The organism is Paenibacillus aceti (genome assembly GCF_003614185.1).
In the GTDB taxonomy this organism is placed as follows: Bacteria; Bacillota; Bacilli; order Paenibacillales; family Paenibacillaceae; genus Fontibacillus; species Fontibacillus aceti.
Map to the genome: position 1 here is coordinate 830,771 of NZ_KZ987724.1, position 13,888 is coordinate 844,658.

General features: G+C 50.3%; 9 protein-coding genes. All 9 read left to right on the plus strand.

Annotation, left to right across the window (positions count from 1 at the left end):
• Window positions 1-264 precede the first annotated feature (264 nt).
• The gene (locus BFJ94_RS03790) at window positions 265-1,404 is read left to right on the plus strand and encodes a 1-deoxy-D-xylulose-5-phosphate reductoisomerase (protein WP_120461353.1); all 1,140 of its coding nucleotides are present in this window, start codon (window positions 265-267) and stop codon (window positions 1,402-1,404) included.
• A 129-nt stretch (window positions 1,405-1,533) separates the two neighbouring features.
• A complete protein-coding gene (rseP, locus tag BFJ94_RS03795; protein WP_120461355.1) occupies window positions 1,534-2,808 on the plus strand; it encodes an RIP metalloprotease RseP in 1,275 nt (424 codons plus the stop codon).
• Window positions 2,809-2,842: 34 nt separating this feature from the next.
• A complete protein-coding gene (proS, locus tag BFJ94_RS03800; RefSeq protein ID WP_120461357.1) occupies window positions 2,843-4,294 on the plus strand; it encodes a proline--tRNA ligase in 1,452 nt (483 codons plus the stop codon).
• Between the two features lie 187 nt (window positions 4,295-4,481).
• Complete coding sequence (locus BFJ94_RS03805; protein WP_120461359.1) at window positions 4,482-8,798, plus strand: PolC-type DNA polymerase III; 4,317 nt, start codon at window positions 4,482-4,484, stop codon at window positions 8,796-8,798.
• Between the two features lie 198 nt (window positions 8,799-8,996).
• Window positions 8,997-9,458, plus strand: coding sequence for a ribosome maturation factor RimP (rimP, locus tag BFJ94_RS03810; RefSeq protein WP_120461361.1), 462 nt, complete (start codon window positions 8,997-8,999; stop codon window positions 9,456-9,458).
• Between the two features lie 41 nt (window positions 9,459-9,499).
• On the plus strand, window positions 9,500-10,597 hold the full coding sequence (nusA, locus tag BFJ94_RS03815) for a transcription termination factor NusA (protein WP_120461363.1): 1,098 nt from the start codon (window positions 9,500-9,502) through the stop codon (window positions 10,595-10,597).
• Between the two features lie 80 nt (window positions 10,598-10,677).
• On the plus strand, window positions 10,678-10,995 hold the full coding sequence (gene rnpM, locus BFJ94_RS03820) for an RNase P modulator RnpM (RefSeq protein ID WP_120461365.1): 318 nt from the start codon (window positions 10,678-10,680) through the stop codon (window positions 10,993-10,995).
• Complete coding sequence (locus tag BFJ94_RS03825) at window positions 10,988-11,311, plus strand: L7Ae/L30e/S12e/Gadd45 family ribosomal protein (RefSeq protein WP_120461367.1); 324 nt, start codon at window positions 10,988-10,990, stop codon at window positions 11,309-11,311. Before rnpM ends, BFJ94_RS03825 begins: the two co-directional genes overlap by 8 nt.
• A complete protein-coding gene (infB, locus tag BFJ94_RS03830; protein ID WP_120461369.1) occupies window positions 11,304-13,886 on the plus strand; it encodes a translation initiation factor IF-2 in 2,583 nt (860 codons plus the stop codon). Before BFJ94_RS03825 ends, infB begins: the two co-directional genes overlap by 8 nt.
• Window positions 13,887-13,888 lie beyond the last annotated feature (2 nt).

Consider the following 13,888-nt stretch of genomic DNA (forward strand, 5'->3'; position numbering starts at 1 on the left):
GGGTTGCAGTATTTCCGTTCATACATATCCTCCTCCTCCTCCCCTACTAGAGGAAGTTCAATGAGTACCTTTTGATCACGAGGATTATTCTTAAGGAGCGGATTCGACATCGAATCTTGAATTCAGCCGGGCCTTCCGGTGCTCACGTACCCAAAACGTACGCTCCGCTTCCTCAGACCCTGCTTCATCCAACCTTCTCGGTGCTGAAAAGTCACTCATTGAACCTTGAAATTGTTTCATTACATTATTGTGGTGAGGTGCGTTATGAAGAAAATTGCGATTATCGGCTCGACGGGTTCGATCGGGACGCAGACCTTGGATGTTGTTCAGCAGCATCCTGAGCAGTTTAGCGTTGAAGGACTAGCTGCCGGAAGCAATGTGGACTTATTCGTTCAACAAGTGAATCGGTTCCGGCCGAAGAGGGCTTCTATAGGGACCAAGCAATTGGCGGAACGGGTTCGCCCTTTGATTCCGGCTGATGTAGAGCTTAGCTACGGAGACGAAGGCTTGATCGAGGTCGCAGCCGGGACTGAGGCCGATACCGTAATCACAGCTGTTGTCGGCAGTGCAGGCTTGCCAGCTACCTTAGCGGCTATCTCTGAGGGCAAGACGGTCGCCCTGGCGAACAAGGAGACGCTCGTCACAGCAGGCCATCTGGTAATGGCTCTGGCCAAGGAGAAGGGGGTTTCCATTCTTCCGGTCGACAGTGAACACTCGGCGATTTTCCAGTGCCTGAATGGCGAGAATATGGGGGATGTAGCAGGGATTACTCTGACAGCCTCCGGGGGTTCTTTCCGCGACTATACTAGGGATCAGCTCGTAGATGTTACGGTGGAGGATGCCTTGAAGCATCCGAACTGGTCTATGGGAGCCAAGGTGACGATTGATTCAGCCACGATGGTCAACAAAGGATTGGAAGTGATTGAAGCCCACTGGCTATTCGGACTCGAATTTGAGCGGATCGGAGTTCTGCTTCATCCTGAGAGCATCGTCCACTCTTTCGTTGAATATCGTGATGGGAGCATTATCGCTCAGCTGGGTACGCCGGATATGCGCGTCCCGATACAATATGCGCTATCGTATCCGCAACGCTGGACTTCGGCTTCACAGCGCCTTTCTCTGGCAGAGGTCGGCAAGCTGCATTTCAGAGAGATGAGTTTTGAGCGTTTTCCATGTTTAAGACTGGCTTTTGAGTGTGGTAAAATAGGAGGTACGGCACCGACAGTGTTTAACGCAGCCAATGAAGTGGCAGTGGCTCGTTTTCTGAATAGAGATATTTCATTCCTCAAAATTGAATATCTTATCGAGACCGTGCTTTCCAGACATGTTGCTCTGGCCGATCCAAGTCTTGAAGCAATCAAGGATGCTGACCAGTGGGCGAGAGAGGTTGCTGAATCACTGTAAATTCCTCGCAGGGCTGCTGACGTCATACTGGAAAAGATTCATTCTTGTATTCTCTTGTGCCTGATCGGAGAATAATGATAATCTAAAAAGAACTTGGACGATCCGTGGCCAAAAGGAGGATGCTTTCGATTGGAACTACTGAAGATTATTTTTTTGACAGTGCTCATGTTTTTCGTCATTGTGGCGGTGCATGAATGGGGGCACTATTTCTTTGCAAAACGCGCCGGTATATTAGTACGGGAATTCGCTATCGGTTTTGGGCCTAAATTATTCGCCTATAAGCGAGGCGAGACGCAGTTCACATTCCGTCTGCTGCCCTTCGGCGGGTATGCCCGTATGGCCGGAGAGGATCCTGAGCTGATCGAGATTTCGAACGGTCAGACGATAGCCCTCCGCCTGGAAGAGAATAAGGTGCGTAAGATCTACCTGGATCGTCTGGATAGCCGCAAGAATGTAATTCGCGGTGAGGTGCAGCAAATCGATCTCGTCGATGATCTGTCCGTCACGCTGGATGTTGACGGAGAGCAAGTGAGATATGAGGTGCATCCGCAGGCGATGCTCGTCGTCAAGGGCAAGGAGACGCAAATCGCACCGCGGGATCGCCAATACGGCAGTAAGACCGTAGGTCAGAGGGCGCTGTCGATTTTTGCCGGGCCGCTGATGAACTTTATTCTAGCCTTTGTATTGTTTGCAGTGTATACACTGATGGCTGGAATTCCGCTTGATCAGCCGAGCCACCTGCAGATCGGTGAACTGGTGAAGGGAATGCCTGCGATTGAGGCTGGAGTTCAGGAAGGCGATATCATTGAGAAAATCAATGGTCAGCCGGTTGGAACTGATGCGAACAAGATGATTGAGGCGATCCAAGCTTCCAAGGATAAACCGATGGTTTGGACGGTGAAACGCGGAGAACAGGAATTGAACTTCACGGTAACTCCCCGTGCGGAAGGTAATGAGCAGTCAGGGAAAGTAGGCAGCACCATTATTACTTTTTTCCCGATGCGTAGCGCTTCTATCGGCGAATCGATCACCAGAGCCGGAACGGATATGGTTGATACGACGAAGCTGATCTTCCTGGGATTCAAGCAGTTGATTAACAAGTTCTCGATGGATGATCTCGGCGGACCGGTAAGAACCTTTGAGGTAACGGGTCAAATTGCCAAGCAAGGGATTGTGCAGCTTACGAGATGGACGGCGATTCTCAGTCTCTATCTAGGCATATTCAACTTGTTCCCGATTCCGGCGCTGGATGGTAGCCGTCTGATCTTCCTGGGGATTGAGACGCTGCGCCGCAAACCGGTAGATCCCAATTACGAAGGATTGGTTCATTTTATCGGCTTTGCTATGCTGTTCCTGCTAATGATAGCAGTCACCTATAACGATATACTTCGATTATTTGGATAATTATGAGGTTTTTTACGGGAGGACAAGAGTTTTTATGGCAAACGAGGAGAAACAATTTGTAACGGAAATTACCCCGCAGAAAGAGGATTTCTCGCGCTGGTATATCGATGTCATCAAGAAAGCGGATCTGATGGATTACTCGCCAGTACGTGGCTGTATCGTGTTCAAGCCGGACGGCTATGAAATCTGGGAGCATATTCAGGCTGAGCTGGATCGCCGCTTCAAGGAAACGGGGCATCGCAATGCTTATTTCCCGCTCTTCATACCGGAGAGCTTCTTCCAAAAAGAGAAGGAGCATGTCGAAGGCTTCAATCCTGAGCTTCCTTGGGTCACTGAAGCAGCTGGTGAGAAGCTGGAAGAGCGCTTGGCGATCAGACCGACCTCGGAGACGATGATCGGCCATATGTACGAGAAATGGATTCAATCCTATCGCGATTTGCCGGTGCTGATCAATCAGTGGGCTAACGTGGTTCGCTGGGAGAAGCGTACGCTTCCGTTCCTGCGCACGAGCGAATTTCTGTGGCAGGAAGGTCATACCGCCCACGAGAATGAACAGGAAGCCCGGGAAGAGACGATGCGGATGCTGGAAATCTACCGCGATTTCGTAGAGAATTTCCTGGCGATTCCGGTCATTACTGGACAGAAGACACCTTCCGAGAAATTCGCCGGAGCGGTGGATACCTTCTCGATCGAAGCGATGATGAAGGATGGGCGCGCCGTTCAGGCGGGAACATCGCATTATTTGGGCACCAATTTTGCCACTGCGTTCAATATCCAGTATTTGAATCGTGAGAATGAGCATGAATTCGTGCATACCACCTCTTGGGGAGTCAGCACTCGCTTGATCGGTTCATTGATCATGGTGCATGGTGATGACCGTGGGCTGGCCTTGCCACCTAAGGTAGCGCCGAAGCAGGTTATGATCATCCCGATCGGGCCGCCGAAGACACGTGATATGGTGATTGCCCGTAGTGATGAATTGTTCACTGAGCTGAAGAAGGCTGGCATTCGTGTAGGCATCGATGATCGTGCGGATGTTCGTCCGGGCTGGAAGTTCAATGAGTATGAAATGCGCGGCGTTCCTGTGCGGCTTGAGATTGGCCCTCGTGACATGGAGAATGGCGTCTGTGTACTCGTATCGCGTATTAGCGGCGAGAAGAAGATCGTACAACAGGATCGTCTAGTGGAAGAGGTACAAATGATGCTCGAACAGGTGCATCAGGAAATGTTCAACCGTGCCAAGACATTCCGTGACGAGCACTTCTATTCCGTTGATACTTTGGATGAGATGAAGGCTAGCATGGAGGAGAAGCGCGGCTTCACACTTGCGGGCTGGTGCGGTTCCGAGGCTTGTGAGCATCAAGTCAAAGAGGAGACTGGAGCAACTAGTCGGAATATCCCGTTTGAGCCAGAGGTTCATAAGACGAAATGCCTCGTCTGCGGCGAACCGGCCAAGCATACCGTCGTTTTTGCCAGAGCCTATTAATTAGTCCTGCCGCAAGAACCGTGTAAGGATGAACTGGACTAGAGTTCAGTAGATATAAAGTTATTAAGGCTTTCCGGCAGAAACGGCCACGACAGGTAATCTTTGCTTCAAGCTCCTGTCCGGCTGTTTCGCGGAGGCCTTAATTTTTGCACCGATGTGCCACTATTTGAGTATGGGGGAGGAAGACATGACCGACGTCAAGGGAAAAAGAACCAGACTTGAACTGTTGATGAAGCAGGCGGAAGTACCGGCTTCACTGATCGATCCCTATTTTCTGGATGGGTATATCGATCAGGTAGAAGTAAGTCGCAGCAACCGCGAGTGGAAAATAACGATCTGCAAACAGACGCTTGTGCCAGCCCAGATGTATAGGACATTCTGCCTGCGCATCCAGGAACGGATGCAGCATATCGCCCGGATTACTTTTGTTTTTCACTATGATCAGGGGTTGACTGCAGAACAGATCGTGAAGGAATACTGGAAGCTGTTCCTGGAATGGGTACAGCGTGAGGTGCCTTCCGTTAACGGATGGATGACCAGGGCGGGCTATGAGGTCGAAGACGATTTTGTTACGGTGTCGCTTAGCGATGCGATGGCGCTGGAACTGGCCCGTAAGAAGAATATAGACCGGGCGATAACCACCTTCTATGAGACTTATTTTGGCCTCGAATTGAGGGTCAAGCTGCATGTTGCTGAGAATAATGAAGAGGCTCTTGAGGAGTTCCAGCAGCGAATCGTAGAAGAAGAGCGTGAAGTGATTCAGCGGATGATGGAGAGTATGGCCGCAGAGACTCCGCCGGAGGAAGACAATGGAGAAGCGGTTAAACTACAGATCGGCTATGACATCAAAGATCAGCCGATTTCGCTGCAGGAGCTTCAGGATGAAGAGAAGCGGGTAACCGTGCAAGGGACGATCTTTGGTCTAGACAGTAAGGAATTGCGTAATGGCAATACTCTATTCATGTTTAATATCACGGATTTCAGCGATTCCTTGCAAATGAAGCTGTTTGCGAAGAATAAGGAAGATCTGAAGATCATGGGGCAATTGGCGAATGGCAAATGGATCAAAGCTCGCGGTAGAGTAGAAATGGACCGCTTCATGAGCATCCCTGAGCTCGTCATGATTCCTTCTGATCTATGTGAGGTTAGCGCTCCGCCAGCTCGGAAGGACAATGCTGCTGAGAAGCGCGTTGAGTTCCATTTGCATTCGACGATGAGTACGATGGATGCGGTAACTCCCATCGGAGATTATGTGAAGACGGCGGCCAAATGGGGGCATAAAGCGATCGCCATTACCGACCATGGTGGAGTGCAGAGCTATCCCGATGCGGCGAAGGCCGCGAAGAAGAACGGGATCAAGATGATCTATGGGGTCGAGGCCAACGTAGTTAATGACAATGTGGCCGTGGTGCTTAACCCGCGTCCTGATGATTTGAAGACGACGACCTATATCGTATTCGATATTGAAACCACCGGGTTATCGGTAACACAGAATAAAATTATCGAAATCGCCGCGGTTAAAATGCAGGAAGGCAAGGAAATCGACCGCTATGCCACCTTTGTCGATCCACATGAACTTATTCCCTATCATATTCAACAGTTGACTAACATAAATGATGACATGGTCAAAGGCGCGCCAGAGGTAGACCAGGTGCTCGAGGAATTTGTGAAATTCGCCGGGGATGCGGTGCTGGTTGCCCATAATGCCCGATTTGACGTCGATTTCGTGAATGCGAAGCTGAAGGAACTGGGCAGACCGACGATGGACAACCCGGTGCTGGATACGCTGGAACTGGCACGGATGATACACCCAAGTCTGAAAAATCACAGATTGAACACACTCGCGGCAAAATACAAGGTTTCGCTGGAGAATCATCACCGTGCGATCGATGATACGATAGCGCTAGCCGGTGTATTACTCGGGCTGATTGAGGACGCTGTTACCCAGGAGAGGATGACTACGCTCGATCGCTTGAACGATAGGGTCGGCAAGGATCTATCCAATACCCGTCCGTTCCATTGCGGAATCTATGCTTTGAATATGACCGGTAAGAAGAATCTGTTCAAGCTGATCTCTATGTCGCATACGGAGTATTTCAAGCGGGTCCCATGTATCCCAAAATCGAAGCTGACTGAAATGCGCGAAGGACTGCTCGTCATCTCAGGCTGTGAGAAAGGTGAGTTCTTCGAGGCTGTACTGAATAAGACGGTCGAAGAGGCTGAGGAAGTTGCTGGATTCTATGATGTGCTGGAGATCCAGCCCATAACCTTCTATATGCATCTGGTTGACAAGGGTCTGGTCGGCAGTGTTGAAGAATTGAAGACGGCGATTCGCAAGGTGGTCGAGATCGGCTTCAAGCTTGGTAAGCCGGTGATCGCTACCGGGAACGTGCATTATCTTGAGCCAAGGGATAAAATTTTTCGCGATATTACGATCCATGGCATTACCGGATTCAGTCCCTTGAAGGATATTCGCAAGCCGGATGCTCATTTCCGCACGACGGATGAGATGCTGGCAGAATTTGAATTCCTCGGTGCAGACAAAGCGTATGAGGTCGTAGTCACGAATACCGCCAATCTGGCCGACTCCTTCGAAGAGATTGAGCTGTTCCCGGACAAGCTGTTCACACCGATTATTGAGGGGGCTGACGAGGAGATTCGCTCGACCTGCTATAATACGGCTCGCTCTATGTATGGAGAAGACTTGCCGGAGGTCGTAGTCAAGCGGTTGGAAAAAGAACTCGAGCCGATTATCAAATACGGGTTCTCGGCCAACTATCTGATCTCGGCAAAACTCGTCAAGAAATCCAATCAGGACGGCTATCTCGTAGGTTCACGGGGCTCGGTCGGCTCCTCGATCGTGGCTACCTTCCTCGGTATATCCGAGGTTAATCCGCTTCCGGCTCATTACATGTGCCGGAATCCGGAATGCAAGTATAGTGAATGGTTCCTGGATGGTAGTGTACCGAGTGGCTTCGACCTTCCTGCGAAGGATTGTCCGAAATGCGGCCAGCCGCTGAAGGGAGAGGGACAGGATATTCCGTTCGAGACCTTCCTGGGCTTTAAAGGCGATAAGGTCCCCGATATAGACCTTAACTTCTCCGGGGAATACCAGCCGGAAGCTCACAATTTCACGAAGGTCATCTTCGGCGAGAAGAATGTATTCCGCGCCGGTACGATCGGTACCGTGGCGGAGAAGACGGCATTCGGCTTCACGAAGAAATACGAGGAAGAGCATCATCAGCATTGGCGCGGAGCTGAGCTGAGCAGGCTGGCGGCTGGATGTACCGGCGTGAAGCGCAGCACCGGCCAGCATCCAGGCGGGATCGTCGTCGTACCTGACTACATTGAAGTCGAAGATGTTACACCTGTACAATATCCGGCTGATGATACGAGCGCGGAGTGGAAGACGACTCACTTCGATTATCATGCTTTTGAAGCCAACTTGCTCAAGCTTGATATTCTCGGCCATGATGATCCGACGATGATGCGGATGTTGCAGGATTTAACCGGGGTTGATCCAACGACGATCCCGATGAATGATCCGAAGGTGATGAGCATGTTCAACTCCACTGAATCGCTAGGGGTTACTCCGGAGCAAATTCGGACACCGGTTGCGACTTATGGGGTTCCCGAGATGGGAACCAAGTTCGTACGCCAGATGCTCGTCGAATCACAGCCATCTTCGTTCGCGGATTTGCTGCAGATTTCCGGATTGTCCCACGGTACTGGCGTTTGGCTGGGTAATGCCCAGGAATTGATCAAGAACGGCACATGCAACATTAAGACGGTGATTGGCTGTCGGGATGATATTATGTTGTTCCTGATCTACAAGGCGGGAATGGATGCTGGACTCGCCTTTAAAATTACAGAAAGCGTTCGTAAGGGTAGAGGCCTGACACCGGAATGGATCGATGAGATGAAGAAATGCAAGGTGCCACAGTGGTACATTGATTCCTGTCTCAAGATCCAGTACATGTTCCCGAAGGCGCATGCGTCCGCTTATGTTATTTCGGCGGTGCGTACCGCTTACTTCAAGCTATATCATCCGATCGAGTTCTACGCGACTTATTTCTCGGTCCGTGGGGAAGATTTCGATATTGAGTTATGCTGTCAGGGATATGAAGCAATATACCGCAAGATCGAGGAGATCGAGCAGAAGGGCTTCCAGGCGCTGCCGAAGGAGAAGGCGATGCTGCCGATTCTGGAGATGGCATTGGAGATGACGGCACGCGGTTTCCGCTTCAAGACGATCGATCTGTATCGTTCCGATGCGACCCGCTTCATCGTGGACGGCGATGCTCTGATTCCTCCGTTCTCTGCCTTGGCAGGGATCGGGGAGAATGCGGCGCGGAACATTGCTGCAGCCAAGGAGGATGGAGAATTCCTCTCGGTGGAGGATTTCCAGCAGAGATCCAAAGCAAGTAAGACGATCATCGAATTGCTCGGCGCGCTGGGCTGCTTCCGTGATTTGCCAGAGAGTAACCAGCTCTCCCTGTTCTGATCCCATTCCTGCAAGTGGCCGTTCAGGTCTGCGGCGGGATGCGAATAAGGACGGTAAAGGTGTTTTACTTGTCACTATTACCAGACTATGTTATAATTTTTTTGGTAATCATGGAGATAGAACCGTTGTCTAAAGAGTGGGGAAACCCACTCTTTACTCTTTGGTATACAGGAAACAATTGATGGAGGTAATGTACTCTTGAGCACACCGAAGATCAAAGCAGCCGTTGAACAGATGGTTATGCCTTATTTAGAGGAGAACGGCTTTGAATTGGTTGATATCGAATATGTAAAAGAAGGAAGCAACTGGTTTCTGCGCGTCTTCGTCGACAAGGATGGCGGCATTGACATTGATGATTGCGGACGGATCAGCGAATATCTTAGCGAGAAGCTGGATGAGAAAGATCCGATCCCTTCCGCCTATTTTCTTGAGGTGTCCTCGCCTGGTGCGGAGCGCCCACTGAAGAAAGCGGAGGATGTTGCCAAGGCTGTCGGCAAGGATGTGTTTGTGACTACATACGAACCGGTGAATGGCTTGAAGGAATTTGAGGGACGTCTTCTCTCTTTTGAGAATGATGAGCTTATCATTGAGATTGGCAAGCAGAAACATATCGTATCGTATAGTAAAGTTGCTAGCGCCAGATTGGCGATTATTTTTTAACAACACTTATTTAGGATTATGAAAGGGGGAACTCGAGGCAAATGAGTATGGATTTTATCGAAGCCTTGAATGATTTGGAAAGGGAAAAAGGGATCAGCAAAGATATACTATTTGAAGCCATTGAAGCAGCACTGATCTCCAGCTATAAACGGAATTTTAATACGGCGCAGAACGTTCGTGTAGATATGAATCGCCATACGGGCTCTATCAAAGTGTTCGCGCGTAAGCTCATTGTTGAAGAAGTTCTCGATCCTCGCACGGAAATTTCACTTCACTCCGCACGCGAGATGAATCCCAACTTTCAGCTGGATGACATCGCAGAGATTGAAGTTACTCCTCGAGATTTCGGACGGATTGCAGCGCAAACGGCGAAGCAGGTCGTAACCCAACGCATTCGTGAAGCAGAGCGCGGACTGATCTATAACGCTTTTGTCGAGAAGGAAGAGGATATCGTTACTGGGATTGTGCAGCGTCAGGATATGCGTAATGTATATGTTGACCTTGGCAAGATCGAGGCCCATCTTCCACTGAACGAATTAATGCCTGGAGAGAAATTCAAGCACGGTGACCGCATCAAAGCGTATATTACAAAGGTTGAAAATACAACCAAGGGCCCGCAAATTTTGCTGTCCCGCACCCATCCGGGCTTGCTCAAGCGCTTGTTCGAGCTGGAAGTGCCGGAAATATTCGACGGGGTCGTAGAAATTCGCTCTGTTGCACGCGAGGCGGGATTCCGTTCGAAGATCGCTGTCTTTTCCCGCAATAGTGAGGTTGACCCGGTCGGTTCCTGCGTAGGTCCTAAGGGTACCCGCGTTCAGACGATCGTAACCGAGCTGCATGGCGAGAAGATCGACATCGTGCGTTATTCTGATAATATCGAGGAGTATGTAGCCAACGCATTAAGCCCTTCCAAGGTGCTTGAAGTGCAGGTATTCGAGGCTGAGAAGATGGCTCGCGTCATCGTGCCGGATTACCAGCTTTCCCTGGCCATTGGTATCAAGGGTCAGAATGCTAGGCTCGCTGCCAAGCTGACAGGCTGGAAGATCGATATTAAGAGTGAGACCCAGGCAGAGGAAGAATTCGGCAGAGAGAGAACCGAGCAGGATGAACTGCCGCAAGACTCCGTATCTATAGACTAGAGACTAGTATTTGATGGAACATAAACAACCTCTTTTGAAGAGAAATAGGCATAACCGGGAGTATGTATGGGGGGCTTGAAATGAAAGCTAAAAAAATACCAATGCGCAAATGCGTGGCTTGCCAGCAAATGATGCCCAAGAAATCGTTGATCCGTGTGGTACGTTCACCAGAAGGTGAAGTTTCGATCGATCTGACTGGCAAAAAATCGGGACGTGGTGCTTATCTTTGCGGACAGGTTGCTTGCTTTAAGCTCGCCCATAAGAACCGCGCGCTGGACCGTGCCTTGAAGGCAACGGTTGGGGCCGAGGTCTACGAACAGTTGGCCCATGATTTCCTGGCGGTGGAGGATGAATTCCTGCTAAGCCAGGAGCGCGAAGAGGAAGATAGCGATGAGTAAAATGTTGTCCCGACTTGGCCTGGCGATGCGGGCTGGCAAGTTAGTGACCGGCGATGAGATCGTAATGAAAACCATCCGGTCCAAGGAGGCCAAGCTGTTTATCGTTGCGGGGGACGCTTCAAATAATACCCACAAGAAATTCCGCGACAAATGCGGCACATACAAAGTCCCTTTGATCATTGGACCAGGCCGGATCAGCCTGGGTTCGAGTATAGGAAAGCCGGAACGGGTTGTAATAGCACTGACGGATCAAGGGTTTGCCGATATGATTCGAGAAGAAGTCGAGAAAACGCCGGAGGTGGAGTATATTGAGTAAACAAGAGAACAAAGATAAACTCAGAGTCTATGAATATGCGAAATCACTTAATATGAGCAGCAAGGAAATTATAACGATTCTTAAACGGCTTAATATCCCGGTTAACAACCATATGAGCGTCATGGAGAATGAATCTGTCACGAAGGTGGAGCAATTCTTCAAGGATATTAAGAGCAACGCTGCAGCCAAGCGTGAAGGCGGCGGGCGCGCAGAAGCGCCGGCTAAGCAGGCTTCGGTCAGCGTGAAGACGGAGACTGCGAAGAAGGGCTCCGGGCAGCAGGAGCAGGGCCAAGCCACTGCTTCCAATCAAGCAACAGGCAGTAACAAAAATCAACAGGAAAAGCAGGTAAGCATGAATAATAAAACAAATTCCAACAGACCATCTGCCACAGGCAGTAATACAGCATCACAACAACGTTCTAACGGGGGAAGTCAGCAAGGCTCACGCCCGCAACAAGGTTCACGTTCACAGCAGGGGTCACGCCCACAACAAAATGCGAACCAACCAGGAAATCGACAAACCGGACGCCCTCAAGGTCAAGCAGGTAGCGGCCAACAACGTAGCAATTCATCACAGCCGGCTCGTAGCAACTCTACTGCATCTACCCAAGGCAACTCGGGTGGTAAGAAGTTTGAGAAGCCAGCATCCAACGGCAGTGGACAGAATCAGGGTGCCAAGAAGGGCAAATTCACGAATAATAACAATAAGTCAAGAGGCTTCGACGACAACCGTCAGGGCGGCTTCAAGAACCGCGGTGGTAAAGGCGGCAGAGGTGGAAGAGGCGGGCAAAATCAGCCTCCGCGCGAGAAGATCGATAATACACCGAAGAAGATCATTGTACGCGGTACGATGACCGTAGGCGAAGCAGCAAAGCTGTTGCATAAGGATGCTTCCGAGGTGATCAAGAAATTAATGCTGCTCGGCGTTATGGCTACGATTAACCAGGAACTGGATATCGATACGATTCTTCTCTTGGCCGGCGACTTCGGCGTAGAAGTAGAAGTGAAGATTCCGGTTGAGGAAGATCGCTTCGAGACGATCGAGGAAGTGGATGATGAAGCTGATTTGAAGGAACGCCCACCAGTGGTTACGATTATGGGTCACGTTGACCATGGTAAGACGACGCTGCTTGACGCGATTCGCTCAACGAATGTATCCAGCGGTGAAGCCGGTGGTATTACGCAGCATATCGGGGCATACCAAGTAGAGATCAACGGCAAGAAAATTACATTCCTGGATACCCCGGGTCACGAAGCATTTACAGCGATGCGTGCTCGCGGCGCCCAATTGACGGATATCACCATCATCGTCGTCGCTGCGGATGACGGCGTTATGCCACAGACCGTTGAGGCGATTAACCATGCCAAGGCTGCAGGCCTGCCGATTATCGTAGCGGTGAACAAAGTCGATAAACCGGAAGCCAACCCGGATAAAGTGAAGCAGGAATTGACCGAGTATGGGCTCGTTCCGGAGGAATGGGGCGGAGATACGATCTTCGTTAATGTCTCGGCTAAACAGAGAATGGGTCTGGAAGACCTGCTCGAAATGATCCTGCTCGTAGCTGAAGTGAATGAATATAAGGCAAATCCTGATAAACGCGCACGTGGTGCCGTGATCGAGGCTGAGCTGGATAAGAACCGTGGACCGGTTGCTCGAGTGCTCGTTCAGCATGGTACATTTAAGGTGGGCGACGCTTTCGTAGCGGGGAATTGCTTCGGACGTGTACGGGCGATGGTCAATGATAAAGGACGCCGTATTAAGGAAGCAGGGCCTTCGACACCGATTGAAATTACCGGTCTGAACGAAGTTCCACAAGCTGGCGATCCGTTCATGGTGTTCGAGGATGAGCGCAAGGCTCGTTCCATCGCTGACAAGCGTGCGACGACAGAACGTCAATCCGCGCTTGGTGCGAATACAAGAGTGACGCTCGACGATTTGTTCCGCCACATCAAGGAAGGCGAGATCAAGGATCTGAATGTCATTATCAAGGCGGACGTTCAAGGTTCAGTCGAAGCACTGAAGGGCTCGCTTGAGAAGATTGAAGTTGAAGGCGTACGAGTGAAGATTATCCATAGTGGTGCCGGAGCTATTACTGAGTCGGATATTATTCTGGCAGCGGCATCGAATGCAATCGTTATCGGCTTTAACGTTCGTCCAGATAGTCAGACCAAGGCGACTGCCGAGGAAGAGAATGTAGATATTAGACTTCATCGCGTTATCTACAATGCGATCGAAGAGATTGAACAGGCGATGAAGGGGATGCTTGATCCGGTCTATAAAGAAGTGGTTATCGGGCATGCTGAAGTACGCAATACGTTCAAGGTTAGCAAGGTGGGAACGATTGCCGGTTGTATGGTTACTTCCGGGAAGATCACCCGTTCTGCAGAAGCGCGCTTGATTCGCGATGGTATCGTCGTCTTTGAGGGCAAGATCGATTCCCTCAAACGCTACAAAGATGATGCGAAGGAAGTCGCTCAAGGCTTCGAGTGCGGGATTACTTTGGATAATTACAATGATGTTAAAGAGGGCGACGTGATCGAAGCATTCGTGATGGAGACCGTCGAACCGAAGTAAGG